Raw genomic sequence first — 26,018 nt, forward strand, 5'->3', positions numbered from 1 at the left:
CTACCAGAAGTACTTAAGGGCCGGTTGAGCCACCCAGCGGATCCGAGGGGCGACGACGCGGGCCGTCGTCATCCTCTTCTTCGCCGTCATCGCCGGAGGCGCTGTTGTCTGGCGGTGTTGAGGTATCCCCCTGCGCCTTAGGTGTATCGTCACTAACGCGTGTACCGCCTCCCGAGGAGTCACCGTCGTTCCAGCCTTCCGGCGGACGCGGCTCGCGGCCTTCCATGATATCTTTCAGCTGGTTGGCATCGATGGTTTCGTACTTCATCAGCGCTTCAGTCATGGCGTCCAGCTTGTCACGGTTATCGTGTAGAATCTGACGCGCTTGCTCGTAGCACTCATCGATAATCTTGCGTACTTCCTTATCCAGGCGCGTAGTAGTATCACCCGACTTCAGCTTGCTACCGCCTTGACCTGGGCCACCGAGGAACTGATGCGACTCGTCTTCGTCGTACATGATCGGACCCATTTCATCAGACAGACCCCACTTCGCGACCATGTTGTGGGCAAGTTCGGTCGCCCGCTTGATATCATTGGAGGCACCAGTGGTGACGCCGTTGGGTCCCAGGGTCATCTCTTCAGCGATACGTCCGCCAAACAGCGAGCAGATCTGGCTGAGAATCTGCTGACGCGACAGGCTGTAACGGTCTTCCTCCGGCAGGAACATGGTGACACCCAGCGCACGGCCGCGCGGGATGATGGTGACCTTGTAGACCGGATCGTGCTCGGGCATCACCAGGCCGATAATCGCGTGGCCAGATTCGTGATACGCCGTATTGAGCTTCTCTTTATCGGTCATGACCATGGATTTGCGCTCGGCGCCCATCATGATCTTGTCCTTGGCAAGCTCAAGCTCTTCCATACCTACCAAGCGCTTGTTACGGCGCGCGGCAAACAGAGCTGACTCGTTGACCAGGTTGGCAAGATCCGCGCCCGAGAAGCCGGGTGTGCCGCGCGCAATCAGCGAAGGCTTGACGTCTTCAGCCAGCGGCACCTTGCGCAGGTGAACGCCCAGTATGTGCTCACGACCACGAATATCCGGCAGGCCAACAGTCACCTGACGGTCAAAACGGCCTGGGCGCAGCAGCGCCGGGTCGAGTACGTCAGGACGGTTGGTCGCGGCAATCACGATGATGCCTTCGTTGGCTTCGAAACCATCCATCTCAACCAGCAGCTGGTTCAGCGTCTGCTCGCGCTCATCGTTACCGCCGCCCATGCCTGCACCGCGTGAACGGCCGACCGCGTCAATCTCGTCAATAAAGATGATGCAGGGTGCCTGCTTCTTGGCCTGCTCGAACATGTCACGCACGCGAGACGCACCAACACCCACGAACATTTCAACGAAGTCAGAGCCTGAAATCGAGAAGAACGGCACTTTCGCTTCGCCGGCAATGGATTTCGCCAGCAGCGTTTTACCGGTTCCCGGCGGGCCCACCATAAGAACGCCACGCGGAATGGTGCCGCCCAAACGCTGGAACTTGGTGGGTTCGCGCAGGAAGTCGACCAGCTCTTCCACTTCTTCCTTGGCTTCATCACAGCCAGCTACGTCGGCAAAGGTGGTCTTGATCTGATCTTGAGATAAAAGCTTGGCCTTGGACTTGCCAAAGCTCATAGGGCCGCCTTTACCGCCACCCGCGCCACCCTGCATCTGGCGCATGAAGAACATGAAGATGGCCAGAATCAAGAGAATCGGGAAACTTGCAATCAGCAGGCGCGTCCAGATGCTTTGCTGCTCTGGCTCTTTACCTACCACAGTCACATTATTGCTTAGCAGGTCATCCATCAGCTTGGGGTCTTCCGCCGCCGGACGAATAGTCTGGAACTGCGACCCATCCGTACGCTCACCTTGAATGGTATAACCATCAATGGTGACACTGCGGATCTGCTGATTTTGCACCTGCTGCACAAACTGTGAGTAGTTCGTGTTCTGCGGAGCGCTTTCCGTACTAAAATTGTTGAACACTGTCAGTAGCACAGCCGCAATGACCAGCCACAGAATCAGGTTCTTCGCCATATCGTTCAAGGGGCTACCCTCATTACAAGAATCCGTCAGTTAACCGCTGATACTAAGACCTTGCCGCAGTACCAAACGTTCAACCCTTGCCAAAGCACTGTTGGCTTTGGGCCATCTGTATCACGCTTATTTCATACGCATAATGTGACACACCTTGCGCCTGCCTGTCTGGCAATCGCGGTGATAAATCTTTGCTATGCACGTTTTCACGCCCGTTTTCGTACCCGTGCTCATAGTTTAGCCGCGAAACCCCTCGGCTAGAAAGTAGACTTCCCGCGAACGTGCTCGCGAGGCATCCGGCTTACGAGTCACAACTCGGTCAAAACTGCCACGCAGCTCTTTAAGGTAGGTATCAAACCCCTCGCCCTGAAACACCTTGGCTAAAAACCGCCCACCAGGCGGCAACGTTTCACGGGCAAGCTCAAGGGCGAGCTCGACCAGATACATGGCCTGGGGTTGGTCAATAGCTGCCATACCACTCATATTGGGGGCCATGTCGGACATCACAAGGTCTACCGGACGATTTCCCAGGCGCTCGAGAATCGCATTGAGTACGCTCTCCTCGGTAAAATCGCCCTGAATGAAGTCCACGCCTGCCAGCGCGTCCATCTCCAGTATGTCAGAGGCAATTACCACGCCCTCAGGCCCCACCTTCTCTGCGGCAATTTGACTCCACCCGCCCGGGGCCGCCCCCAAGTCGATCACCGTCATGCCCGGACGAAACAGCTTATCTTTCTCGTCCAGCTCCAGCAGTTTATAGCTTGCCCGGGAACGATAGCCGTCCTGCCAGCTCTGCTTGACGTACTGGTCGTCAAAATGTTCCTTCTTCCAGTTATTGCTGGTCTTGCTGACGGAATGTTTACGGCTTGGGGGCTTTTGCTGCATATGAGAATCTAACACTGGAATAAGAGATGGGCGCGTTAACGCGATAGCTTTCACTCGGTGGCATTTCACCGTAAGATGGAACGTTAAGCGCTAACCGGGATACCGCAAGATACCATGAGCTTGTCACAGGCACAAAAGAAAGCATTTCGTAGCATTGGCCACCATTTGAACCCGGTGGTCACCGTTTCTGAGAACGGCGTCTCCGAAAATCTGCTCGCAGAACTCAACCGCGCGCTCAACGATCACGAGCTCATCAAGGTGAAACTTGCCCTGTCTGAGCGTGACGATCGAGCAACCATGCTCAACGAGCTTATCGCCGACAGCCGCGCCGAAGTGGTTCAAACCATTGGCAAAATGGCGCTGCTTTATCGCAGAAATCCTAAAGCCAATCCGAAGCTCTCTAACGTAACACGCTTCGAGGATCATCACGGCCGTCACTAAAGCCGCTGATTGATCAATAAAAAGCCCGCGATTCGGTTGTCATAAACCTGAGATGCGGGCTTTTTTAATGGGCGCCCGGTAAGCCGGGCACCTGCTAGGCCTAGAGGTCTAGCACTTACACGTATTCAACGCTTTCAATTTCATACTCCACGTCGCCGCCGGGGGTTTTCACCACGGCGACATCACCCTCTTCCTTGCCAATCAGCGCGCGCGCAATGGGTGAAGTGACTGAAATGCGGCCAGACTTAATATCCGCCTCATCCTCACCCACGATGCGGTAGGTTACGTTGGCATCAGTATCCAGATTAAGCAGCGATACCGTGACACCAAAGATCACCTTGCCGGTTTTAGGCAGCTTAGTGACATCAATGACCTGGGCAACGGACAGCTTGCTTTCAATTTCCTGAATACGGCCTTCAATAAACCCTTGCTGCTCGCGGGCGGCGTGGTACTCGGCGTTCTCCTTGAGATCACCGTGTTCGCGCGCTTCAGCGATAGCGGCAATCACCTGGGGGCGAGCGGTGCCCTTCAGATGTTCAAGCTCTTCGCGAAGACTCTTTTCGCCCGCAACGGTCATCGGGACCTTGTTCATTGACTTGCTCCTGCATGCAGATCCTGAAGGCGCCGCACCGTAATTTCCCTACCGTACTCAAGCGCCATGCAAACGGCATTAGCGCCCGCCAAGGTGGTTGCATAAGGCACCTTGCGCGCAAGAGCAGTACGGCGAATGATCGAAGAGTCGTTAATTGCCTGACGACCTTCGGTGGTGTTCACGATGTAGGCAATTTCGTCGTTCTTCAGCAGATCGACGATATGGGGACGGCCTTCGTAGACTTTATTGACGCGCTCCACCGCCAGGCCAGCCGCTTCAAGCGCTGCTGCCGTGCCGTGTGTCGCACATAGCGTGAACCCCAATGTTAGCAGAGAACGACCCACTTCGATAATCCCCTCCTTGTCCGGCTCGCGCACGGAAAGGAAGGCCTTGCGCTCGCCTTCAAGCGCCGGAATCGCTTCACCCGCCCCTAGCTGCGCCTTGAAAAACGCCTCGGCGAAGGTGTCGCCCGAGCCCATCACTTCACCGGTGGACTTCATTTCCGGCGAAAGGATCGGATCAACGCCCTGGAACTTGTTGAACGGGAAGACCGCTTCTTTCACGCTGTAGAAGTGCGGAATGATTTCGTGTTCAAAGCCCTGCTCGGCAAGCGTGGTGCCCGCCATGCAACGTGCGGCGATCTGGGCAAGCGAGGTACCGATGCACTTGGAGACGAACGGCACGGTGCGCGAAGCGCGCGGGTTCACCTCGATCACGTAGATCTCGCCATCCTGCCAGGCCAGCTGCACATTCATAAGGCCTTTGACGCCCAGCTCTACAGCCATCCGCTTAACCTGGTCGCGCATCTCGTCCTGTACATCCGCCGGCAGCGAGTAGGGCGGCAGCGCACAGGCAGAGTCACCGGAGTGAACGCCCGCCTGCTCGACGTGCTGCATGATGCCGCCGATAACTACCTGCTGGCCGTCAGAAACCGCATCGATATCTACTTCTACCGCCGCGCTCAGGAAGTGGTCCAGCAGCACCGGCGAATCGTTGGAGACCTTGACCGCATTAGTCATGTAGTTCTCAAGCTCGGAAGCGTCGTAGACGATCTCCATGGCGCGGCCGCCCAATACGTAGCTCGGGCGCACCACTAGCGGGTAGCCAATCTTCTCAGCCTTGGCGAAGGCTTCTTCAAAGCTGCGCGCGGTGGCATTGGGCGGCTGCTTCAGGCCGAGCTTGTCGATCATCACCTGGAAGCGCTCGCGATCTTCGGCACGGTCGATGGCATCCGGCGTGGTGCCGATAATCGGCACGCCAGCGGCTTCAAGCTCACGAGCCAGTTTCAGCGGCGTCTGGCCACCGAACTGAACGATCACGCCGACCGGCTTCTCTTTATCGGCAATCTCGAGCACATCTTCCAGCGTCACCGGCTCGAAGTAGAGACGATCCGAGGTGTCGTAATCGGTCGAGACGGTTTCCGGGTTGCAGTTGACCATGATGGTTTCATAGCCGTCATCGCGCATGGCGAATGCCGCGTGTACGCAGCAGTAGTCAAACTCGATACCCTGGCCGATCCGGTTAGGGCCACCGCCCAATACCATGATCTTCTGACGATCGGAAACATCCGCTTCGCACTCTTCCTCATACGTGGAGTACATGTAGGCGGTGTCTGATGCGAACTCGGCGGCACAGGTATCTACGCGCTTGTAGACAGGACGAATACCGGCGGCCTGACGCGTTTGACGGAATTCCTTTTCGCTGACACCAAGAAGCTTGGCCAGGCGCGCATCGCCAAAGCCTTTGCGCTTAAGCCGATAGAGCTCTTGGGCGGAGAAATCGACCAAGGTGCGCTTGGCCACGGCGGCCTCAGAAAGCACCAGATCTTCCATCTGCACCAGGAACCAACGGTCGATATTGGTCAGCGCAAAGATTTCATCCACGCTCATGCCGGCGCGCATGGCATCCGCCACATAGAAGATGCGCTCGGCGCCCGCGGCCTGAAGTTCGCCCTTGATCAGGGCCATGTTTTCCGGGTTGAAGTCGGTAATGATCGGGTCGAGGCCGTCGTTACCGGTTTCCAGGCCACGCAGGGCTTTCTGCAAGGATTCCTGGAAGGTACGACCGATGGCCATGACCTCGCCCACCGACTTCATCTGGGTGGTCAGGCGATCGTTGGCTTGCGGAAATTTCTCGAAGGTGAACCGCGGAATCTTGGTGACCACGTAGTCGATGGACGGCTCGAAAGACGCTGGGGTACGCCCGCCGGTAATGTCGTTCTGCAGCTCGTCCAGCGTGTAGCCTACCGCGAGTTTGGCGGCGATCTTGGCAATCGGGAAGCCGGTGGCCTTGGAGGCCAGGGCCGAGGAGCGCGATACCCGCGGGTTCATCTCGATCACGACCAAGCGCCCGGTTTTCGGGTCCATGCCAAACTGCACGTTGGAGCCGCCGGTTTCCACGCCGATCTCGCGCAGTACCGCGAGGCTCGCATCGCGCATGATCTGGTACTCTTTGTCCGTCAGCGTTTGCGCCGGCGCTACGGTAATGGAGTCACCAGTGTGCACGCCCATGGGGTCAAAGTTTTCGATCGCACACACAATGATGCAGTTGTCGTTCTTATCGCGAACAACCTCCATCTCGTACTCTTTCCAACCCAGTAGCGATTCATCGATCAGCAGTTCATGGTTGTTGGAAAGCTCGAAACCGCGCGTACAGATTTCTTCAAACTCTTCCTTGTTGTACGCCACGCCGCCGCCGGAGCCGCCCATGGTGTAGGAAGGCCGGATGATGGTCGGGAAGCCAAGCTCTGCCTGAATTTCCCAGGCTTCATCCATGGTGTGGGCGACTTTTGCCTTCGGGCACTCAAGGCCGATACGCTTCATGGCCTGGTCGAACAGGTCGCGGTCTTCCGCCATGTTGATGGCATCGGCGTTGGCACCGATCATCTCCACGCCGTGCTTTTCGAGCACCCCATGCTTTTCCAGATCCAGCGCGCAGTTCAGCGCGGTCTGACCACCCATGGTGGGCAGGATGGCGTCGGGCTTTTCGGCTTCGATGATCTTCTCGACGGCCTGCCAAGTAATCGGCTCGATGTAGGTGGCATCGGCCATGGCCGGGTCGGTCATGATGGTGGCCGGGTTGGAGTTGACCAAAATAACCCGGTAACCCTCCTCACGCAGCGCTTTACACGCCTGGGCGCCGGAGTAGTCGAATTCGCAGGCCTGGCCGATGACGATCGGGCCAGCACCAATGATCAAAATACTGTTTAAGTCGGTACGCTTAGGCATAACGGTTCCCGCAAAAAATGGTGACGATGAGCAACAAAAGACGGCGATACGGTGATGACTAGAGCGACGGCTTAACGGCGCGCCTGCATCATCTCAACGAAGCGGTCGAACAGCGGCGACACGTCTTTCGGGCCAGGACTCGCCTCGGGGTGTCCCTGAAAGCTGAACGCCGGCCGGTCAGTGCGCTCAATACCTTGCAACGTGCCATCAAACAGCGAGCGATGCGTCGCCCGAAGGTTAGATGGAAGGCTCGCTTCATCGGCGTTGAAGCCATGGTTCTGACTGGTGATCATCACTGCGCCCGTGTCCAGATCTTGAACCGGATGGTTAGCGCCGTGATGGCCATGACTCATCTTGACGGTCTTAGCACCCGAGGCGAGCGCCAGCAGCTGATGACCCAGGCAGATACCGAATACCGGGGTATCGGTTTCGAGTATTTCCTGGATGGCCTTGATGGCATAGTCGCAGGGTTCGGGGTCGCCCGGACCGTTGGCCAAGAAGATACCGTCTGGGTTCATCGCCAGCACCTCAGCGGCACTCGTTTGCGCAGGCACCACCGTCAAGCGACAGCCGCGTGCGGCCAACATACGCAGAATATTGAACTTCACGCCGTAGTCATACGCCACCACATGGTAAGGGCGCTCAGCCTGAGTAGCATCCGCGTAGCCTTCTCCTAGCGTCCACTCGCCTTCCGACCACTCATAGGCTTCCTTGCAGGAAACTTCTTTGGCCAGATCCATTCCCTTCAGACCAGGAAAGGCCTTGGCGGCAGCTAGCGCACGCTCTACTGCGTCATCACCTTCAGCCTCTGCACCCGCCAGAATCGCGCCGTTTTGTGCGCCCTTGTCGCGCAAAATACGCGTCAGGCGACGAGTGTCGATGTCCGCAATACCCAGCACATTCTGGCTTTTCAAATAGTCAGACAGACTCTGCTCAGAACGGAAGCTGCTGGCCATTAGCGGCAGGTCGCGAATCACCAGGCCAGCCGCCGCGATGGAGGCAGACTCGACGTCTTCGGTGTTAATGCCGGTATTGCCGATATGGGGATAAGTAAGGGTAACGATCTGGCGGGAATAAGAGAGGTCAGTGAGAATTTCTTGATAGCCAGTCATGGCCGTATTGAACACCACCTCACCGCTTGTTACTCCCTCCGCGCCAATGGCTACTCCATGAAACACACTGCCATCTTCCAGGGCCAATATTGCGGGTTTGCTCAATGCGGGGTTATTCAAGTCAAGATCCTCCCATGCTGGTGGGAGCCTGTGGGCGCAGGCTCAGCAATCCTGGTTGAAAGCGCCCCTGAGGGCGCCTTCACCAGAATCGAGATTAATTTTTTGAAGCTAGTTGCCGAAATTTTTGTATCAAACGCTCGAAACTTTCTTATCAAACGCTCGAAATTAGGGTCGTAAAAAAGCGGGACGAAGCCGATAAAGAAAAAATCGGTTTCATCCCGCTTGTTGTTCTATTTGCCTCAGGCAATACAGACGCTGTAACTACCTGGGCAGGCAGTGGGTTGACCAACGCAACAAGCGCGCCGTCTGCTTTCGATAAGCCACCCGACCAAAATTTATGGAATGTTACAGGATTTCACCGCCTTCGGCTAGCCCTTTATTCCAGAATTTGCCCCTATATCAGTTAAGCGCCAGCACGTCCTGCATATCGTAGCGGCCGTTTTCCTGACCTGACACCCAGCGCGCCGCGCGAACCGCACCCTTGGCAAAGGTCATGCGGCTGGAGGCCTTGTGGGTAATTTCGATGCGCTCGCCTTCGGTGGCAAACATGACCGTATGCTCACCCACGATATCGCCAGCGCGTACGGTGGCAAAGCCGATCTCTTTATCGGTACGCGGCCCGCACTGACCTACCCGCTCAAATACACCGTGCTCTTTTAATGTACGTCCGAGGCTGTCGGCCACCACTTCACCCATTTTGATGGCGGTACCGGAAGGCGCATCCACCTTGTGGCGGTGATGCGACTCGATAATTTCGATATCGTAGCCTTCGTCACCCAACGCTTTAGCGGCGGTTTCCAATAGCTTAAGCGTGAGGTTCACTCCAACACTCATATTGGGCGCAAACACCATGGCCACCTTGTCACGGTAGGCGTCCAATTGAGCAAGTTCATCGTCGCTCATGCCAGTCGTGCCAATCACGATACGCTTGCCGTGCTCGGCGCAAAACGCCAGGTTGGCGAGCGTGACCTGAGGGGCAGTAAAGTCGATCAGCACGTCAAAGTCGTCAACAATGGTTGAAAGCGAATCCACTGCCTTAACGCCGCGCTTGCCAACGCCTGCCAGTTCGCCAATATCGGCGCCTGCGAGCGAGCTGCCCGGTTCAACAATGCCACCGGCGAGGGTGGCGCCAGCATCCTGTTCAACAGCGCTTACTAGCGTACGGCCCATACGGCCAGCCACGCCCACAATGGCAACTCGGGTCATGCGAACTCCTGCGTGCAGTGTGCGCTGCAAGTAGCTCTGCAACGCACGGTCAAATCGAACGATTCAAGATAGCCGCCGATTATAACAGACGCGTCAAGGGAGTCAGTGACCGTCTCAAGAAAGCCTGGTTCTTGCAAACGTATTCCTACAACCTAGTTTTCCCAGACCACTACCAACTCTTCATCCTTGGCCATGCGCACCAGGTGATTCTCGACCACGCCTTCCAACTGATCAAGATGCGCTTCTTCCAGCGTTTCGATAGACACCGAGAGCTTGTCAGCTTCTGCGTGCAGCAGGCAGGTGCCCTTTTCCGGGAATACGATCTTGGCGTCTTGCGCGGTGTATTCCACTTCCAGCTTATGCGCCCAATGCTTGCAAAGCCGGTTGATGATGCGCTCGCCTGAAGCGGTAGTAATTTCAGCACGTGATAAAGGCATAGGGTTCTCCGCTGAATAAAGGTGATACAGCTAGCTTATGGGGAACATCAATGACTGCCAAACGGTCAATCAAATGATAGCGCAACGGGTCGTTCAACTCGGCCATCCCTGTGCCCGAAAAAACGCTATCTCGACAGCCACACAGGCTTCCATGATAATGCCTCGTCATGCGAATGCGAATTACATTCAAAAGCGCTTCTACAAGTCAGATGCCGACACCGCTTCAGCATGGTCTTCAATGATCGCCCGATAGATCCACAAGTGATGATACCCCTATGATTTCCTCATTTTTCAAAACGCTGATAGGTACGGCAGTTGTCGTAAGCTGCACTGGCGCAGCGGCTGACGCTATTACCGTGACCGACGTTACCGGCCGCGATGTCACGCTGGACGCCCCAGCAGAGCGGGTCATTCTAGGCGAAGGTCGCCAGATCTATCTGCTTGGCCTGCTGGAGCCGGAAGATCCGTTTTCTCATGTGGTTGGCTGGCGCGAGGATTTCTCCCAGGCTGATCCTGACAACTACGCCCGTTACGCCGAGCGCTTCCCTGAGATTGAAACCCTGCCCACGTTCGGCGGCTTCAAGGACGGCACCTTTGATGTTGAACAGGCAGCGTCGCTAACCCCTGATGTGGTGTTCATGAATCTGGAGGCCAAGGCAGCCACCGAAGACGCCGCTTACGACGCCAAGCTAGCCCAACTGGGCATTCCCATTGTTTACGTCGATTTTCGTGAAGACCCGATAGCGCATACCATCCCCTCCATGCGTATCATGGGTCAGGTAATGGGCGATGAAGAGGCCGCCGAGGCGTTCATCACGTTCGCCGAAGAGCAGATGGCCCGTGTAACCGACGTGATTGCCGAAGCCGACCCCGAGCGCCCCAGCGTGTTTATCGACCGGGCGGGCGGCTACTCCGATGAGTGCTGCATGAGCTTTGGGCCGGGCAACTTCGGGGAGTACGTGACACTTGCGGGCGGCACCAACATTGCCGACGGCATCATCCCCGGCAGTTTCGGCACGCTGAACCCCGAGCAGATCATTGCTGCCAACCCTGACCACGTGGTGGTCACCGGCGGCAACTGGGACGCCTACGTGCCCGGCGGGGCTTGGGTAGGCGTAGGACCCGGCGCTGACATGCAGGCCGCTCACGCCAAGCTTGAAGCGCTGACCTCCCGCACCGCCATGACTGGCATTCAGGCGGTGGAAGATGGCAACTTCCATGCCATCTGGCACCAGTTCTACAACAGCCCCTACTACTTTGTGGCCATCCAGCAGCTCGCCAAATGGCTACATCCAGAGCTGTTTGAAGACCTGGATCCTGAAGCCACCATGCAAGAGTTACACGACCGCTTCCTGCCCATTGATTTTGAACTAGGCTACTGGATATCGCTTCATGACGACTGAAACGACTGTAACAGCGTCGCCCTCTCAAGGGCGCGCTTTCTACCGTTCCCAAGTGTTTCGCCGCCAGATGATACTCGCAGCGTTGGTCGTGGCGCTGCTCTTCAGTCTCTGTGTGGATTTAGCCCTCGGCCCTGCCCGCTATAGCCTTAATGAGGTAATCGCTGCGCTGGTAACGCCAGGCAACGTCAGCCAGCAGGCCCGGGTAATCCTCTGGGAAATCCGCATGCCGGTGGCGCTGATGGCGCTGGTGGTGGGCGCGAGTTTGTCAGTGGCCGGGGCGCAGATGCAGACGATCTTAAGCAACCCGCTGGCAAGCCCGTTCACCCTGGGCATTTCCGCTGGCGCCAGCTTCGGCGCTGCGCTGGGACTCGCCTTTGGCGTGGCGATCATCCCCGCCGCCATCGAGTTTGTAGTGCCCCTCAACGCCTTTATCATGGCCATGTTCACCGCGTTTCTGATCCACGCGCTAAGCCTCAAACGCGGCGTCACGGTGGAAACCATCGTGCTGCTGGGCATCGCCATGGTGTTCATCTTCAACTCGCTGATGGCGCTGATTCAGTTTTTCGCAAGCCAGGAGGCCGTTTCAGCGGTGGTGTTCTGGACCATGGGCAGCCTGACCAAAGCCACCTGGCCCAAGTTCTGGATCGCGTTGGGTATTCTCGCTGCGGTCATGCCTTTACTCGCCCGCCACGGCTGGGCCCTGACCGCCATGCGCCTGGGCGATGCCAAGGCCGAAAGCATGGGCGTCAAGCCCCGCGCACTGCGCCTGGAAGTACTGATTCTGGTGTCGCTGCTTGCCGCTGTAGCAGTGGCCTTTGTGGGTACCATCGGGTTTATCGGCCTAGTGGGGCCGCATATCGCGCGCATCCTGCTGGGCGAGGATCAGCGTTTCTTCCTGCCCGGTTCAGCGCTGTGCGGCGCGCTGATTCTTTCCGTCGGTTCGGTAATCTCCAAGATCATCATTCCAGGCACGATTATTCCCATCGGCATCATCACGTCATTGGTGGGCATTCCCTTCTTCCTGTTTCTCGTGCTCAACCACAAGAAGGCCTCATGGTAACGCTCAAGCTCACTCACGTATCCGCGCGCTACGGACGCCGCGCCATTCTGGAAGACATCACCACACCCAGTTTTCAAGGCGGTCAGGTAGTGGCGCTTTTGGGGCCTAACGCTGCCGGCAAATCGACGCTTTTTCGGCGCATTCTGGGCCTGCTGAAAGGCGAAGGCGAGGTGATCATCAGCAACACACATGCCGAGCGCCCGGTGGCCTACATGCCCCAGGATACCGGTGCGAAAGCGGTGCTAACGGTGTATGAGTCGGTGCTGCTGGCGCGCATGCAGGGGCGAAGTTTGAAAGTGCAGCCAGAGGATCTGGCCCAGGTTGATCGTGCGCTTGAAGAGCTCAATATCACCTCGCTTGGCGAGCGCGATATTGGCGATTTGAGCGGCGGGCAGCGCCAGCTGGTGAGTGCGGCACAGGCGCTGGTGCAGGAGCCCGAGATTCTGATGCTGGATGAGCCCACCTCGGCGCTGGACCTTAACCGTCAGATAAGCCTGCTGACGGTGCTGCGCCGTCTGGCCGATGAACGCGGTATGCTGATTTTGGTGGCGCTTCATGACCTGGGCCACGCGCTGCGCTTTACCGATGCCTCGATGGTGCTCGAAAACGGCCGCTTGATTGCCTGCGGCCCCACTGAAGAGGTGATTACACCCGAACTTCTGCGCCAGGTGTATAAAGTGGCGGCACGTATCGAGCCCTGCTCGAAGGGCCGCCCCCAGCTTATCGTTGAAGAGGCCGTTTAAATCGCCGCCCTTCAAGGGCGGCAAGCCCCACCCCGCTTAACATCAGCGGCAGCGCCAGGATAAAGCCACTGGAAATCGGCAGACCAAATAGCAGCCAATCAGCCAGCACTGGCCATACCAACGCAATGTACTCAAAGGGTGCCAGTCGGGACGCTTCGGCGTAGCGTAGCGCAAACGTCATGGCGATATGCGCCGCCCCGCCAAATAGCCCCGACAACACCAGAATCCCGAATTCAGTCGGCGTAAGCGGTGCCCAACCCCAGGGTAGCGTTGCCAGCCCCGCGAGTGCCGACACCAAGATAAAGTAAAAGGCGATAGAGGCAGCAGTCTCGGTTCTTGAGATACACCTAACGGTGAGCAGCGCCCCGGCGGTTAATAACGCACTCAAGGCACCTAGCGCATACCCGGTCATTTGTCCTCCGCCAGCCCGCGGGTCAAGCCCTGGAAACACCAGCACCGCCATACCGGCAAGTGCCAGTACAATGGCGCCCGCCCGATAAAACGAGAACTTCTCCCCAAGCAGCAACACTCCACCCACCGCCATAAACACCGGCGTCAGTTGGGCCAAAAGCGTTGCCTCAGCTACCGGCAGTAGCGCCACGGCGGCAAAGGAGGCAAACATGGCTGCCGCCCCAAGCCCTGAACGCAATGCATGCCCCAACGGACGCCGAGTCGCCAAGCCACCTGGAAATTCATGCCGAACGATCAGAAAAACCACAATCGGCAGCAGCGCAAACACCGAGCGGAAAAACACCGACTGCCCCACCGGCACCTCATCACTCACCGCTTTAATGCACACCAGCATGCCGGTAAACAGCACTCCGGACAGAATTCTGAGCCAGATGCCTAAGACGGGTCTTTCTTGGATGTTATCCATTACACTTTATGTTCCTTAAACGTCAAAAACCCCCGGCCTGGGCCGAGGGTCTGTGAAACCTGACATTTTTCAGTCACGTCAGGATCAAGGCTTCATCTCTTCAAAGAACTTTTTCACGCTGTCGAAAAAGCCGGTTTTCTTAGGCGAATGGCTGTGGCTGTTGCTGCCTTCCAGGCTTTCCTGGAATTTACGTAACAGGTCACGCTGCTCGTCGCCCAGGTTGACCGGGGTTTCGATTACGACCTTGCAGAGCAGATCGCCCGGGGCGCCGCCGCGTACCGGCTTCACACCTTTACCGCGCAGGCGGAAGAGCTTGCCGGTTTGGGTTTCCGGCGGAATCTTGAGCTTCACGCGACCATCGAGCGTGGGTACTTCAAGTTCGCCGCCAAGGGCTGCATCCACGAAATTGATCGGCACGTCGCAATGCAGGTTCTTGCCGTCGCGCTGGAAGATATGGTGGGCCTTGATGGCTACCTGTACGTACAGGTCGCCTGCTGGCCCGCCATTTACGCCGCTTTCACCTTCGCCGTTAAGGCGAATGCGATCACCGGTATCCACGCCGGGCGGAATCTTCACGGAAAGCGTACGTGTTTCACGCACGCGGCCTTCGCCGTTACATTTATGGCACGGCACCTTGATGTGCTGGCCACTGCCGTGACAGGTCGGGCAGGTTTGCTGAACCGCAAAAAAGCCCTGCTGCATGCGCACTTGACCATGACCATGACACGTCGGGCAGGTCTCTTTACTTGAACCAGGCTCGGCGCCATCGCCGTCGCAGCGGTCGCAGTTGATATGTCGCGGTACACGGATATCCACCGTGGTGCCCGCCACGGCGCTTTCCAGATCAAGCTCTAGGTTGTAGCGCAGGTCAGAGCCGCGCGCCGGTGCGTTGGGACCGCGACGACGGCCACCGCCGCCGCCACCAAAAATGTCGCCAAACACATCGCCGAAGATGTCGCTAAAGTCGCCAGCGCCGCCCCCACCGAAACCGCCGCCGAAGCCGCCGCCCTGGCCATCCACACCGGCATGACCAAACTGGTCATACGCCGCGCGTTTCTCGCCGTCGCTCAGCACTTCGTAAGCCTCTGACACTTCGCGGAATTTTTCCGCTGAGGTGTTATCGTCCGGGTTTCGATCAGGGTGGAATTTCTGCGCCAGGCGGCGGTAGGCCTTTTTGATCTCTTTCTGATCGGCCCCTTTATCGACACCCAGGACTTCGTAATAATCGCGTTTGGACATGGGTCCTACGCCTCCTGGTTAACTATGCACTTGATGACCATGCACGTGATGAGGGTCTCAACCGCGGAAACAGCAACGCGGGAGGTGTCTCCCGCGTTACCTTCTTCCTTGGCAGAAAGAGGTTATTACTGCTGTTTCTTGTCGTCGTTGACTTCTTCGTACTCGGCGTCAACCACGTCATCGTCCTGCTTGGTGTTGGCTTCTTCAGCGCCTTCACCACCCTGCTGAGCCGCTTCCGCCTGTTCGGCGTACATCTTCTGCGCCAGCTGGCCGGACGCTTCGGTCAGGGCATCCAGTTTCTTCTGAATGTTGTCCTGATCGTCGGTTTTGACGGCTTCTTCCAGTTCGCTGATCGCGGTCTCGATGTTTTGCTTCTCTTCATCGGTCGCCTTGTCGCCCGCTTCCTGCACGGTCTTGCGAGTGGCGTGAATCATGCCGTCGGCCTGGTTACGCAGCTGTACCAGCGCTTCGAATTTTTTATCTTCGTCAGCGTGGGCTTCCGCGTCGCGCACCATCTGATCGATTTCTTCATCGGACAGACCGCTGGATGCCTTGATGACAATCGACTGCTCTTTACCAGTTGCCTTGTCCTTGGCGGACACGTTCAGGATACCGTTGGCATCCAGGTCAAACGCAACTTCGATCTGCGGAACACCGCGCGGTGCCGGCGGAATGTCGCTGAGATCAAAACGACCCAGAGACTTGTTCTGCGCAACCTGTTTACGCTCACCTTGGGCTACGTGAATGGTCACGGCTGTCTGGTTGTCATCCGCAGTCGAGAAGGTTTGGGTCTTCTTCGTCGGAATGGTGGTGTTCTTCTCAATTAGCGGCGTCATCACGCCACCCAAGGTTTCGATACCCAGGGTCAGCGGGGTAACGTCAAGCAGCAGTACGTCTTTTACGTCGCCGCCCAGTACGCCACCCTGAATCGCAGCACCCACGGCAACCGCTTCGTCCGGGTTGACGTCTTTACGCGCTTCCTTACCGAAGAAGTCAGCCGCTTTCTTCTGCACCATCGGCATACGTGTCTGGCCACCGACCAGGATCACTTCGTCGATTTCAGACGCAGATAGGCCAGCATCTTTCAGAGCCATCTTGCAGGGCTCAAGCGAGCGCTGAACCAGATCTTCTACCAGCGACTCCAGCTTGGCGCGGGTCACCTTGACGTTAAGGTGTTTCGGGCCAGTGTTGTCGGCAGTGATGTAAGGCAGGTTGACGTCAGTCTGCTGGGCGCTGGAAAGCTCGATCTTGGCTTTCTCGGCCGCTTCTTTCAGACGTTGCATGGCCAGGTTGTCGCCAGACAGGTTGATACCGCTGTCTGCCTTGAACTGGTCAACCAGGTAGTTGATCAGCGCCAGGTCGAAATCTTCACCGCCCAAGAAGGTGTCGCCGTTGGTAGCGAGTACTTCAAACTGGGTTTCGCCTTCAACGTCGGCTACTTCGATGATCGAGATATCGAAGGTACCGCCACCCAGGTCATAAACCGCGATGGTCTTGTCGCCGCGCGATTTGTCCATGCCGTAGGCAAGGGCCGCCGCGGTCGGCTCGTTGATGATGCGCTTAACGTCCAGACCAGCGATACGGCCAGCATCTTTAGTAGCCTGGCGCTGGCTGTCGTTGAAGTAGGCCGGAACGGTGATAACCGCTTCAGTGACGGTCTCGCCTAGGTAGTCTTCGGCGGTCTTCTTCATTTTCTTCAGCACTTCCGCGCTTACCTGCGGCGGTGCCATTTTCTTGCCTTTGACTTCTACCCACGCATCGCCGTTATCGGCTTCAGCGATTTTGTAAGGCACCATCTTGATGTCTTTTTGAACGACGTCGTCTTTAAAGCGACGGCCGATCAGACGCTTGATGGCGTACAGGGTGTTTTCCGGGTTGGTAACCGCCTGACGTTTGGCCGCCTGACCTACCAGGGTTTCGCCATCGTCGGTGTAAGCGATAATGGAAGGTGTGGTGCGGCCGCCTTCAGCATTTTCGATAACTTTAGCACTGTCACCATCTAGTACCGCTACACAAGAGTTAGTGGTACCTAGGTCAATACCAATAATGCGTCCCATAGCAAAAACCTCGAATTCAGTTGTCTCAATACTTAAAGCGTTTGCGGGATGTCCCGCGGGGTTGGCCTTTATCTGGGGGCCGCCTGTGACTTTTCAAGGGTTTTTTTGCCCTTTATGTCACTATTGGCTTAATTTGCCTTCTGGCTGACCACGACCATTGCCGGGCGAACCAGACGACCATTCAGCAGATAACCTTTCTGCATGACATCCATCACGGTATTGGGCTCAAGCTCTGGGTTAGGCACCATGGCCATAGCTTCATGCACTTGAGGATCAAAGGGTTCGCCTTGGGGCTCGATGCTTTCGACGCCAAACCGGTTCAGCACGTCGAGCTGCATTTTCAGCGTCATGGAGACACCTTCACGGTGTACGTCAGAGGCACCGTCCTGCATGGATTCCAGCGCCTTTTCCAGGCTATCCACCACGGGCAGTAGATCCTTGACGAACTTTTCCAGCGCGAATTTGCGTGCCTTGTCAGCTTCCTGCTCGGCACGGCGGCGAACATTCTGTGCTTCGGCAGCGGCACGTAGCGCCTGGTCCTTGGCTTCAGAAAGGCTCTGTTCCAGCTCTTCCACCTTTGCGGCCAGGATATCCGCTTCCGGGTCGGCGATACTGCCTTCAAGCGGCACTTCATCGTTGATCAGCCCTTCCAGCTCGCCATCGACCAGACGCTGTTCAGCATCTTGATCGGTAAATTCGGCTTCCTGCTCCTGACGGGACAGTTCGTTATCCAGCGGCGTTTGCGGTTCTTTAGCCATGCCATGCTCCTGAAATGTGAAGACGGGCCTTGTATGCCCGGCGTTATCAACAAATATTTATAAATTAAGTACCCACCAAACACGGGCGATAAATACGTATGCACGCTATATGGGGGCCATAAAAAGCCATCTCAAGAGGGGCATTGAAGTGAGTTATCGACTACTGTATAAAACACCAATTATTGGATAAGTATCCAGCTTCTGTGTCGCACCGCCTCAGGAGGCATCATGCTTACTCAGCTAGCGATTCAAGATTACGCCATTGTCGACCGCCTTGAGCTTGACCTGACCCAGGGCATGACCGCCATCACCGGGGAAACAGGCGCCGGTAAATCCATCTTGCTCGGCGCTCTAGGCCTCTGCCTGGGGGAGCGCGCCGATGCGGGGAGTGTTCGTCATAACTGCGAGCGCACCGATCTTTCCGCCCGATTTGATATTCAGCACCTGCCCGCCGCCACCGAGTGGTTAAAGGCCCGCGAGCTGCCGTTTGATGAGTGCCTGCTGCGCCGTGTGGTGACAGCAAGCGGGCGCTCGAAAGCGTGGATCAACGGCCATCCGGCCACTATCAGTGACCTGAAATCGTTGGGAGAGCAGCTGATTCAGATTCACGGCCAGCACGCCCATCAGGCGCTGATGCGCGAAGAGATGCACCTGGCCTTGCTGGATGACTATGCGGGCCTGCAGGAAGCGCGCAACCAGCTGGCCGATACGTTTCGCGAATGGCGCAACACTCGCCGCCGGCTTAAAAAGCTCACCGAGGAGGGTAGCGAGGTTGAAGCCAAGCGCCAGCTGTTGCGCTATCAAGTGGAAGAGCTGGATCAGTTAGCCCTTGGTGAAGGCGAATTACAGACGCTGGAAGAAGAGCAGCACACGCTGGCCCACGCCGAAGAGACGCTTCGCGAAACGCAGCTTGCCGCTGACTGCTGCTCAACAGATGAAGGCGGCGCGCTGTCGCTGCTCAATCAAGCCTACGCCCATTTAAGTGCCCTGCCAGGCAGTGACAAGGGAATGCTTGCCAATACGCTGGCCATGCTAAGTGATGCGCGCATTCAGGTTGATGAAGCCGCCAGCGAGCTGCACCGATTTGCCAGCACCACAGAGCTGGACCCTGAGCGCCTGGCATGGGTAGAAGAGCGTCTGACGGATGTGCACCGCGTAGCACGCAAGCATCATGTTGCACCGGAAGAGATTTATGCATTGCACGAATCCCTGCAGCGCGAAGTTGCTCAGTTGGAAGCCAGCGGCGATGATCTTGAGTCGTTAAGCAACCAGGTAGCCGAGTATCGCGAACGCTACCGCCGTGATGCCAAGCAGATCAGCGATGCCCGCCAGAAAGCGGCTATCCGTTTAGGTAAGGAAGTACAGCAGCAGCTGGCGTTTCTGGCCATGGGCAAGGCCCATTTTGAAGTGGCGGTCTCCCCACGGGAAACACCGGCCCCCGAAGGCCTGGATCACGTGCAGTTTCTGATCAGCGCCAACCCGGGCCAGCCCGCGCGCCCGCTTGCCAAGGTGGCATCAGGCGGCGAGCTTTCGCGCATCAGCCTTGCCATTCAGGTAGTGGCGGCCTCGCACTCCACTATTCCAAGCCTTGTATTTGATGAAGTGGATGTGGGTATCTCAGGCGCCACGGCGGAAATTGTCGGTCAACTGCTGCGCAAGCTGGGTGAAAAAGGCCAGGTAATGACCGTGACGCACCTCCCCCAGGTGGCGGCACAGGCTCACCAGCATCTGCATATCGAAAAACGCGCCAAGCGCGACACTACGCTTACCCACATGGCGTTACTGGACGAGCGTGGCCGCATAAGCGAGCTTGCCCGTATGCTGGGTGGGGTGAAGCTTTCCGACCAGACACTGGCGCATGCCCGGGAAATGCTCCACGCCAGCCAGCGCCCGCCCCACTGACACCTACCGCGTAATTAATTACTGCCACGCAAAATACCCCCATGCCGCTTCCTGTTGATAACAGGGGCGGCATGGGGGTTTTAGGCAGCGGCTAAAAAAAGCGGTTAAAGCTGACGCTTATTTCTTATTGACCGACACGTTGATCTGGCGCGTTACGTCCGACCCACGGGGGCGCACATAAAGTACCAGGGCGTGATCGACAAGCTCGTAGCCGTGCTCTTCGGCGATCTCTTGCTGACGCCGCTCGATGATATCATCAAGAAACTCGATAATTTCACCGCTATCCAGACACACCATATGGTCGTGATGGTCTTCTTGGGTCATCTCAAAGACTGCATGACCACCGTCAAAATTGTGACGAATCACAAGTCCCGCGGACTCAAACTGAGTAAGTACACGGTAGACGGTTGCCAAGCCAACATCCTCGCCCGCATCAATCAGTGTCTTATACACTTCTTCCGCGCTAAGGTGGTGTTGACCCGATGCATTTTCGAGAATCTGCAGGATCTTGACGCGCGGCAGGGTCACTTTCAGCCCGGCTTTGCGCAGTTCATGGTTCTGATCGGCCATGGTTGCTCTTCGCAGTAACAGGTTAGGTCGGGTATGATCGACCGAAACCACGATAGTGAAGAACAGGCTCAAATGCAAAAATTGACTCGCATCATCACACTTTCCGTTGCCCTTACCGTTGTAAGTGGCTGTAGTTACGTCGGTGTTTATAAACGTGACATTCCCCAAGGCAACCTGGTAACCGAAGCAATGGTTAACCAGCTTCAACCGGGCATGAGCCAGGAGCAGGTCACTTATGTGATGGGCCGCCCGCTGATGGAAGCACCGTTTGACTCCAACCAATGGGATTACGTGTACCGTCTGGACGAAGCCTATGGCGGCGTCGAGCAGCGGCGCGTAACGTTGACCTTTGATCCCATGGGACGGCTAAGCAACGTGCAGCAGCAGGGGAATTTCTCGCGCGACATCCCGGTAAGCACTGATCACGGCCTGGGCCCCGCCCTGGAAGGCGCCGATCCGCTGGATGCACTGCCTACCGAGAGCGTGCGCACCCAGACGCCGGAAACAGCCCCAGCCCCGCAACCGGTGATTCGCGCCGAGTAACAGGGCTATTGACCGCTTGCCTGACGTTTGGCGCGTTCCAGGCGAGCGGCCTTGGGGTCAATTTCCAGCGGGCGATACACTTCCACGCGATCTCCGGTACGCAGCACTTGCGTATCGGGGTGGCGTAGCGCTTTGCCGAAAATGCCCAGCGGCGCTTTACTGAACGTCTCTTCAGGCAGCTCAGGAAATAACTCAGGCAGATTGGCAAGCGTTACCGCCTGACGGGCCGTGGTGCCAGCAGGCACGTCCAGGGCCACCAGGCGCTGTTTATGCGGCAAGGCAAAGGCTACCTCTACTGCGAGGCTGTCAACGGCCATACAGCTCGTCAGCGCGCTTGGTAAAGGCATCTACTAACTGCCCGGCGATCTGCTGGAACAATTTTCCAAACGCCATGCTAAGCAGGCGATTGGCAAATTCAAACTCCATTTCCAGGCTCACCTTGCAGGCATTCTCGCCCATAGGCGTAAATAGCCAGCGCCCTTTCAAGCGTTTGAATGGCCCTTTTACCAGCGAGAGTTCGATTCGCTCCGGGGCAAACAGCTCATTGCGTGTCGTGATGGTTTGTTCCACCCCCGCACGACCCAGGGTCATTTCTCCGATCAGGTGGGTTGTATCACGCTCAAGCAGGCGTGCCCGACGACAGCCCGGTAAGAACTCGGGGTAGTGTTCGAAATCGTTGACCAGATCGAACATTTGCTGGGGGGTGTGCCGCACCAAGGCGGAACGATTGACGGTTGGCATTGACCTCTCCGCTGACTTCACAGTGCCCAAAGCGTATCATGGGAAACATTTTTTCAGACCTTGAATGGTATCACGCCTCCCCATATAACGAAGGGGGTGCCACCGACAGATTATAGATGAGGTTCCATGGCCACTAAGAAAGGTAACAGCAAGGGCCCTAGCAGCAGCGTTATTGCCCAGAACAAGAAGGCAAAATTCGAATACCATATCAACGAGGTCTTCGAGGCAGGCTTGGCGCTTGCCGGCTGGGAAGTCAAAAGCCTGCGCGCGGGTAAAGCTCAGCTCACCGACACCTACATTCTGGTGCGAAACGGCGAGGCCTTTCTGCTCGGCAGCCACATCATGCCGCTCAATACGGCCAGCACCCACGAGATCGCCGACCCGACCCGCACACGCAAGTTGCTGCTGCACCGTAAAGAGATCGCCAAGATTTTCTCGATCACCCAGGACAAGGGCCACACCTGCGTGCCGCTCAAACTTTACTGGAAGCGCAATAAAGTGAAGTGCGAGCTGGCGCTAGTGACCGGTAAACAGCTGCACGACAAACGCGCCACGGAGAAGGATCGCGACTGGAGCCGTCAAAAAGGTCGGATTATGCGGGAACATAACAAGGCATAACTGGTCAATTAGTTCTGAGCACGTTAGAATGCTCACCTGTAGTTAAGGGGGCGACATGGTTTCGACGCCGGTGACAACCCTTGCGGTGCATGCCGAGAGCGTGATGTATCTCGTAAATCCCACATCACGAAAAATAGTCGCAAATGACGAAAACTACGCTCAAGGCGCGCTAGCAGCTTAAACTGTTAGCTTCTTGTCTGGCCCCAAGGTGATGTGCCTATTCATCATTGAGGGGATACGAGCTAAAGCTGATAGGACCGCGTTTGGTGGTGTCTTCTCGCCAAGCGTTAAACTTTAGAAGGCTCGCGTTGCTGAATCCTGATCGTCGGAGTCAGTGGCGTTAAAGCAAATGACGAAATCTAAGCATGTAGAGCCAATAGGCGCGTGCTGGCGGACGCGGGTTCAATTCCCGCCGCCTCCACCAGATACCCCTACAAATCAAGCACCTTTAGGTGCTTTTTTTGTGCCTATCGTTTGTAAAGGGCTGATTCAGGTATAGCTATATCAGCTTTTGAGTCAGTTTTTTCTCCTCGATATCCTCAATCAGGCTGGGTTGATCAACTCATCCCCCTGTCCTTCCGCTGGCTTGTTGACGGCGGTACTCACTGGCCAGTGCTCAATCAAGTCCGCATCGATATGCTGTACCATTTGCTTGATTGTCTCGCGATCCGTGATGTCAGGTGCCAACCAGTGTTCAAGGCTATCGTCATCAAGAATCAAAGGCATTCGGTCATGCACCTCAGCAGCACTGCCCCGTCCGGGCTCCGTGACAATAGCGCAGCTTAAACTGCCATCATCACGCTCAGAGAAAATGCCCGCAAAAAACAGCGGTTCTCGATCCTTTCGACAAATGAAATGAGGCTGCTTGGGCTTTGAGTTCTTAATCCACTCATACCAGCCGTCTGCTGGTATCAAACACCGATGCTTTGCGAAAGCTGATCTAAAATAGGCGTTGGTGGCTACCGTCTCTACCCGGGCATTGATCGGTTGATTACCCGATCCTTTCGCCCACTTCGGACGATACCCCCACCACATCTCTTCAACAATGGGGGGCGCTTCTTCTGAAGGCTGGTGAATAGCAGCGATCCAAGTGCCCGGTGCAACGTTGTAGCGCGGCTTTAGCATATTCTCAGGCGTTGAAGCGCCGACCCTGTTGGCCAAACGTTTTAACGGGCTGAATAACGCGAATCGTCCACACATAAGCGAAGCATAGCTCAAGATTTCAGTAGAGCACCTTCAGTCGACGATACACATCATCTATGCTCCACAATCCTGCTACGTGCCACGCTTGAGGGGCGCTTTAATAGCCCCTGACACCTTAATGCGAGTCAGGGACATAACAGATCTAAGGCAATAGGCGCTATTTACAACAGTACCAGCGACAGTCCGTACACCAAGACCATCGCGGTAACACCCTGAACAAGCGTTGCCATCGTCTGTGCCCGGTAGGCCAACCCTACGCTCATACGACTAAAGCGCGAGACTACCCAGAAGAAACTGTCGTTGGCATGCGAGACCGTCATGGCACCGGCTCCGATGGCCATCACCGTGAGCGTGCGTCCCATATCGCTACCCAGTCCTAACGAGTCCAGCATGGGGGCGACCAGCGCGGATGTCGTTACTAGAGCCACCGTGGAAGAACCCTGTGCCGACTTCAGCCCGGCCGATACGATAAACGGCATCAAAATACCGATGCCCAGTGTTGATAGCGTGCTGCCCAGGTAGTCACCCAGTGGCGAAGCACTGAGCACGGCACCAAACGCGCCCCCGGCACCGGTAATCAGCAAAATAGGCGCCGCCGCCAGAATACCTTCGCTGATACGCTCGCTGAATTCAGCGATCTTGTCGTTGCTTTTTAGCAATATGCAGGAAAGCAGCAAGCCGATCAGCAGGGCCGTCAGCGGCTGCCCGAGCAGGCTGAGTATATCCATTACCGCCCCGTCACCGACAGGCGCTGCCGGCAGGCGGGCAATCGTACCGATACAGATCAGCAAGATGGGCACGACGATAGGGGCAAACGCTGCCATAGGACCAGGCAAACGCCCGTAGCTTGCCTTGAGCGCTTCCCAATCCTGCCATTGGTCATCAGCGTGCTGGGGCGTGTCGTGCACGTCGGGGGCAGTATGCGCAAAACGTTTCGCCCACAGCATACCGGCGATGGCCGCGACAGCGGCGATGGGAATGCCTGCAGCAATCACCAGCCCAAGATTGGACTCAAGCCCCAGGTTGCCTGCCGCCGCAATAGGGCCCGGCGTTGGGGGCACAAAGGTGTGCGTGGCATATAGCCCGGTGGCGAGTGCCACGCTCATCGTAATCGAAGAGGTATGCAGCTTTTTGGCCAGCGACTCTTTGAGCGAATTAAGAATGATAAAGCCGGAATCGCAAAACACCGGAATTGAGACGATATAACCAATCATCGACATCGTCAGCGTAGGAAAACGGTCCCCCAGCCGGGCAATGATAAAGTCAGCCATGGTAATGGCTGCCCCGCTTTTCTCCAGGATTACCCCGATGATGGTGCCCAGCACGATCACCAGGCCTATGTAGCCTAGAATGCCCCCAAACCCAGAGGTGATCGTGCTGACGACCGAGTCAATAGGTAAACGGTAAGCAAAGGCTGCTATAAAGGCCGCGCCTAAAAGCGCCAGGAAGGGATGTACTTTCCACTTGCTGGTGGCGAGCACAATAAACCCCACCACTATTAACAATATTAAGACCAACCCCATGACTTCCCCCTAAATGGTTGTTTATTCAGCGTAATGCGTATCACCCTGCGCCCAGCATCTGGATCGCTCAAGCAGCCAGCACAATGTACCTGAAGCGGTTAGATGGCGTACACAAGAAGGTGAGAAGCCATGGGGGTATCGAGAGCGTGATTTATTTCATCAAGCACCCTTTCGAAAAGCATCCCTAGGTGCTTGCTTGTATCCAACAACAGTCTTTGCGCTTGCTTACCTGACGCAGCTCAGGTCGCCCTCTTCGCAGCTGGCATGCTGCTGTAACCTTTGTGTGCGTGCTTTGGTGAGTGCTTCAAGGCAGCCATTGCGTACCATGGGTTGGGCACTGCCGCCTTCTACCGCGCTACTCTCAAACGCACATTCGGCATCTCGAAAGCCAACCCACTTGCGCTGGGCCGCCCTGAGTTTTTCAAGTGACAACGCATTGTTTGCAAGTCTTCTGACCAGCGCCTGATAAACCCCGTTAAGTTCGTCATCGGCCGCTTGATACGTCTGTGCCGAACACTGGGTCATTTCCATTTGAGTCTTGGGGCTATCACACTCATCGTTGGCACTTACGAAACCGCTGGAGATTAACAGTCCCACACCTGCCCATAGTGACAATGATCGCATCGTCATACCTATTGCTGATTAATAAAGTCAAAGCGACAATATAGATACTATCTACCTTACAGGTTAGCTCCTTTTTCATGCCCCTATAACAGCAAGGCGCCAGCATTTCTGCTGGCGCCTTGC

24 protein-coding genes and 1 other RNA gene are annotated in these 26,018 nt (G+C 56.5%); 8 read left to right on the forward strand and 17 right to left on the reverse strand.

The window, feature by feature from the left end:
• Positions 1-13: 13 nt before the first annotated feature.
• Positions 14-2,023, reverse strand: coding sequence for an ATP-dependent zinc metalloprotease FtsH (gene ftsH, locus ELY25_RS01840; RefSeq protein ID WP_126949610.1), 2,010 nt, complete (start codon positions 2,021-2,023; stop codon positions 14-16).
• Positions 2,024-2,251: 228 nt separating this feature from the next.
• Positions 2,252-2,899, reverse strand: a complete 648-nt coding sequence (rlmE, locus tag ELY25_RS01845; RefSeq protein ID WP_126949611.1) for a 23S rRNA (uridine(2552)-2'-O)-methyltransferase RlmE — start codon at positions 2,897-2,899, stop codon at positions 2,252-2,254.
• 114 nt (positions 2,900-3,013) lie between these two features.
• Here rlmE and yhbY point away from each other — a divergent pair, with 114 nt between their 5' ends.
• Positions 3,014-3,340, forward strand: coding sequence for a ribosome assembly RNA-binding protein YhbY (gene yhbY, locus ELY25_RS01850; RefSeq protein ID WP_126949612.1), 327 nt, complete (start codon positions 3,014-3,016; stop codon positions 3,338-3,340).
• Between the two features lie 115 nt (positions 3,341-3,455).
• On the opposite strand, the gene greA is transcribed toward yhbY, so the two are convergent.
• From greA to ELY25_RS01875, 5 genes are all read right to left on the reverse strand, one after another.
• Positions 3,456-3,932, reverse strand: a complete 477-nt coding sequence (gene greA, locus ELY25_RS01855) for a transcription elongation factor GreA (RefSeq protein WP_126949613.1) — start codon at positions 3,930-3,932, stop codon at positions 3,456-3,458.
• Entirely contained in the window at positions 3,929-7,159 is a 3,231-nt protein-coding gene (gene carB, locus ELY25_RS01860) for a carbamoyl-phosphate synthase large subunit (protein ID WP_126949614.1), read from the reverse strand. The genes greA and carB overlap by 4 nt, the downstream gene beginning before the upstream one ends.
• Positions 7,160-7,230: 71 nt before the next feature.
• Positions 7,231-8,376, reverse strand: a complete 1,146-nt coding sequence (gene carA, locus ELY25_RS01865) for a glutamine-hydrolyzing carbamoyl-phosphate synthase small subunit (protein WP_185856292.1) — start codon at positions 8,374-8,376, stop codon at positions 7,231-7,233.
• 414 nt (positions 8,377-8,790) lie between these two features.
• On the reverse strand, positions 8,791-9,597 hold the full coding sequence (gene dapB, locus ELY25_RS01870) for a 4-hydroxy-tetrahydrodipicolinate reductase (protein WP_126949616.1): 807 nt from the start codon (positions 9,595-9,597) through the stop codon (positions 8,791-8,793).
• Between the two features lie 152 nt (positions 9,598-9,749).
• The gene (locus ELY25_RS01875; RefSeq protein ID WP_126949617.1) at positions 9,750-10,034 is read right to left on the reverse strand and encodes a DUF2218 domain-containing protein; all 285 of its coding nucleotides are present in this window, start codon (positions 10,032-10,034) and stop codon (positions 9,750-9,752) included.
• A gap of 275 nt (positions 10,035-10,309) precedes the next feature.
• Between ELY25_RS01875 and ELY25_RS01880 the strand changes: the two genes are divergently transcribed.
• Genes ELY25_RS01880 through ELY25_RS01890 form a run of 3 tightly spaced genes read left to right on the forward strand, consistent with a single transcriptional unit; the run spans position 10,310 to position 13,240 of the window.
• Positions 10,310-11,437 (forward strand): ABC transporter substrate-binding protein, encoded by a 1,128-nt coding sequence (locus tag ELY25_RS01880; RefSeq protein WP_126949618.1) that lies wholly within the window; start codon positions 10,310-10,312, stop codon positions 11,435-11,437.
• Positions 11,427-12,497 carry a FecCD family ABC transporter permease gene (locus tag ELY25_RS01885; RefSeq protein WP_126949619.1) on the forward strand — a complete coding sequence of 357 codons (1,071 nt, stop codon included), beginning with the start codon at positions 11,427-11,429 and terminating at the stop codon, positions 12,495-12,497. Before ELY25_RS01880 ends, ELY25_RS01885 begins: the two co-directional genes overlap by 11 nt.
• Positions 12,491-13,240 carry an ABC transporter ATP-binding protein gene (locus ELY25_RS01890; protein ID WP_126949620.1) on the forward strand — a complete coding sequence of 250 codons (750 nt, stop codon included), beginning with the start codon at positions 12,491-12,493 and terminating at the stop codon, positions 13,238-13,240. The genes ELY25_RS01885 and ELY25_RS01890 overlap by 7 nt, the downstream gene beginning before the upstream one ends.
• Here ELY25_RS01890 and ELY25_RS01895 read toward each other — a convergent pair.
• From ELY25_RS01895 to grpE, 4 genes are all read right to left on the reverse strand, one after another.
• Positions 13,218-14,117 (reverse strand): DMT family transporter, encoded by a 900-nt coding sequence (locus ELY25_RS01895; RefSeq protein WP_126949621.1) that lies wholly within the window; start codon positions 14,115-14,117, stop codon positions 13,218-13,220. The two genes, ELY25_RS01890 and ELY25_RS01895, sit on opposite strands and share 23 nt — an antisense overlap.
• An 84-nt stretch (positions 14,118-14,201) precedes the next feature.
• The gene (dnaJ, locus tag ELY25_RS01900; protein WP_126949622.1) at positions 14,202-15,356 is read right to left on the reverse strand and encodes a molecular chaperone DnaJ; all 1,155 of its coding nucleotides are present in this window, start codon (positions 15,354-15,356) and stop codon (positions 14,202-14,204) included.
• Positions 15,357-15,481: 125 nt separating this feature from the next.
• Entirely contained in the window at positions 15,482-17,413 is a 1,932-nt protein-coding gene (dnaK, locus tag ELY25_RS01905) for a molecular chaperone DnaK (protein WP_126949623.1), read from the reverse strand.
• 128 nt (positions 17,414-17,541) lie between these two features.
• On the reverse strand, positions 17,542-18,171 hold the full coding sequence (gene grpE, locus ELY25_RS01910) for a nucleotide exchange factor GrpE (protein WP_126949624.1): 630 nt from the start codon (positions 18,169-18,171) through the stop codon (positions 17,542-17,544).
• A 228-nt stretch (positions 18,172-18,399) separates the two neighbouring features.
• Here grpE and recN point away from each other — a divergent pair, with 228 nt between their 5' ends.
• Complete coding sequence (gene recN / locus ELY25_RS01915; RefSeq protein WP_126949625.1) at positions 18,400-20,073, forward strand: DNA repair protein RecN; 1,674 nt, start codon at positions 18,400-18,402, stop codon at positions 20,071-20,073.
• A gap of 117 nt (positions 20,074-20,190) precedes the next feature.
• Here the strand turns inward: recN and fur are convergent, their stop codons facing one another.
• A complete protein-coding gene (gene fur / locus ELY25_RS01920; RefSeq protein WP_126949626.1) occupies positions 20,191-20,643 on the reverse strand; it encodes a ferric iron uptake transcriptional regulator in 453 nt (150 codons plus the stop codon).
• A gap of 72 nt (positions 20,644-20,715) precedes the next feature.
• On the opposite strand from fur, the gene ELY25_RS01925 reads away from it, so the two are divergent.
• Complete coding sequence (locus tag ELY25_RS01925) at positions 20,716-21,186, forward strand: outer membrane protein assembly factor BamE (RefSeq protein WP_221885452.1); 471 nt, start codon at positions 20,716-20,718, stop codon at positions 21,184-21,186.
• A 5-nt stretch (positions 21,187-21,191) separates the two neighbouring features.
• Here the strand turns inward: ELY25_RS01925 and ELY25_RS01930 are convergent, their stop codons facing one another.
• Both ELY25_RS01930 and ELY25_RS01935 read right to left on the reverse strand, forming a co-directional pair.
• Positions 21,192-21,503 (reverse strand): RnfH family protein, encoded by a 312-nt coding sequence (locus ELY25_RS01930; protein WP_126949628.1) that lies wholly within the window; start codon positions 21,501-21,503, stop codon positions 21,192-21,194.
• The gene (locus ELY25_RS01935) at positions 21,493-21,927 is read right to left on the reverse strand and encodes a type II toxin-antitoxin system RatA family toxin (RefSeq protein WP_126949629.1); all 435 of its coding nucleotides are present in this window, start codon (positions 21,925-21,927) and stop codon (positions 21,493-21,495) included. Before ELY25_RS01935 ends, ELY25_RS01930 begins: the two co-directional genes overlap by 11 nt.
• 126 nt (positions 21,928-22,053) lie before the next feature.
• Between ELY25_RS01935 and smpB the strand changes: the two genes are divergently transcribed.
• Together smpB and ssrA are read left to right on the forward strand one after the other, a co-directional pair.
• Positions 22,054-22,545 carry an SsrA-binding protein SmpB gene (smpB, locus tag ELY25_RS01940; protein WP_106374870.1) on the forward strand — a complete coding sequence of 164 codons (492 nt, stop codon included), beginning with the start codon at positions 22,054-22,056 and terminating at the stop codon, positions 22,543-22,545.
• Positions 22,546-22,591: 46 nt separating this feature from the next.
• Positions 22,592-22,969, forward strand: a transfer-messenger RNA (tmRNA) gene (gene ssrA / locus ELY25_RS01945).
• A gap of 119 nt (positions 22,970-23,088) precedes the next feature.
• Here the strand turns inward: ssrA and ELY25_RS01950 are convergent.
• From ELY25_RS01950 to ELY25_RS01960, 3 genes are all read right to left on the reverse strand, one after another.
• A complete protein-coding gene (locus ELY25_RS01950) occupies positions 23,089-23,745 on the reverse strand; it encodes an SOS response-associated peptidase (protein ID WP_126949819.1) in 657 nt (218 codons plus the stop codon).
• A gap of 164 nt (positions 23,746-23,909) precedes the next feature.
• Positions 23,910-25,271 (reverse strand): GntP family permease, encoded by a 1,362-nt coding sequence (locus tag ELY25_RS01955; RefSeq protein WP_126949630.1) that lies wholly within the window; start codon positions 25,269-25,271, stop codon positions 23,910-23,912.
• A 225-nt stretch (positions 25,272-25,496) separates the two neighbouring features.
• Positions 25,497-25,895, reverse strand: coding sequence for a lysozyme inhibitor LprI family protein (locus ELY25_RS01960; RefSeq protein WP_126949631.1), 399 nt, complete (start codon positions 25,893-25,895; stop codon positions 25,497-25,499).
• Positions 25,896-26,018: the final 123 nt, after the last annotated feature.

The sequence above is a fragment of the Vreelandella populi genome, from assembly GCF_003989825.1.
Lineage (GTDB): Bacteria > Pseudomonadota > Gammaproteobacteria > Pseudomonadales > Halomonadaceae > Vreelandella > Vreelandella populi.

Coding starts and splice junctions, on each gene's coding strand:
- ELY25_RS01960 (WP_126949631.1), bottom strand. CDS start 25,895: ATGCGATCATTGTCACTATGGGCAGGTGTGGGACTGTTAATCTCCAGC.
- smpB (WP_106374870.1), top strand. CDS start 22,054: ATGGCCACTAAGAAAGGTAACAGCAAGGGCCCTAGCAGCAGCGTTATT.
- ELY25_RS01930 (WP_126949628.1), bottom strand. CDS start 21,503: ATGGCCGTTGACAGCCTCGCAGTAGAGGTAGCCTTTGCCTTGCCGCAT.
- fur (WP_126949626.1), bottom strand. CDS start 20,643: ATGGCCGATCAGAACCATGAACTGCGCAAAGCCGGGCTGAAAGTGACC.
- yhbY (WP_126949612.1), top strand. CDS start 3,014: ATGAGCTTGTCACAGGCACAAAAGAAAGCATTTCGTAGCATTGGCCAC.
- ELY25_RS01895 (WP_126949621.1), bottom strand. CDS start 14,117: ATGGATAACATCCAAGAAAGACCCGTCTTAGGCATCTGGCTCAGAATT.
- dapB (WP_126949616.1), bottom strand. CDS start 9,597: ATGACCCGAGTTGCCATTGTGGGCGTGGCTGGCCGTATGGGCCGTACG.
- ELY25_RS01925 (WP_221885452.1), top strand. CDS start 20,716: ATGCAAAAATTGACTCGCATCATCACACTTTCCGTTGCCCTTACCGTT.
- ELY25_RS01880 (WP_126949618.1), top strand. CDS start 10,310: ATGATTTCCTCATTTTTCAAAACGCTGATAGGTACGGCAGTTGTCGTA.
- recN (WP_126949625.1), top strand. CDS start 18,400: ATGCTTACTCAGCTAGCGATTCAAGATTACGCCATTGTCGACCGCCTT.
- dnaK (WP_126949623.1), bottom strand. CDS start 17,413: ATGGGACGCATTATTGGTATTGACCTAGGTACCACTAACTCTTGTGTA.
- dnaJ (WP_126949622.1), bottom strand. CDS start 15,356: ATGTCCAAACGCGATTATTACGAAGTCCTGGGTGTCGATAAAGGGGCC.
- ELY25_RS01935 (WP_126949629.1), bottom strand. CDS start 21,927: ATGCCAACCGTCAATCGTTCCGCCTTGGTGCGGCACACCCCCCAGCAA.
- greA (WP_126949613.1), bottom strand. CDS start 3,932: ATGAACAAGGTCCCGATGACCGTTGCGGGCGAAAAGAGTCTTCGCGAA.
- ELY25_RS01955 (WP_126949630.1), bottom strand. CDS start 25,271: ATGGGGTTGGTCTTAATATTGTTAATAGTGGTGGGGTTTATTGTGCTC.
- ELY25_RS01950 (WP_126949819.1), bottom strand. CDS start 23,745: ATGTGTGGACGATTCGCGTTATTCAGCCCGTTAAAACGTTTGGCCAAC.
- ELY25_RS01885 (WP_126949619.1), top strand. CDS start 11,427: ATGACGACTGAAACGACTGTAACAGCGTCGCCCTCTCAAGGGCGCGCT.
- ELY25_RS01890 (WP_126949620.1), top strand. CDS start 12,491: ATGGTAACGCTCAAGCTCACTCACGTATCCGCGCGCTACGGACGCCGC.
- rlmE (WP_126949611.1), bottom strand. CDS start 2,899: ATGCAGCAAAAGCCCCCAAGCCGTAAACATTCCGTCAGCAAGACCAGC.
- grpE (WP_126949624.1), bottom strand. CDS start 18,171: ATGGCTAAAGAACCGCAAACGCCGCTGGATAACGAACTGTCCCGTCAG.
- carB (WP_126949614.1), bottom strand. CDS start 7,159: ATGCCTAAGCGTACCGACTTAAACAGTATTTTGATCATTGGTGCTGGC.
- ELY25_RS01875 (WP_126949617.1), bottom strand. CDS start 10,034: ATGCCTTTATCACGTGCTGAAATTACTACCGCTTCAGGCGAGCGCATC.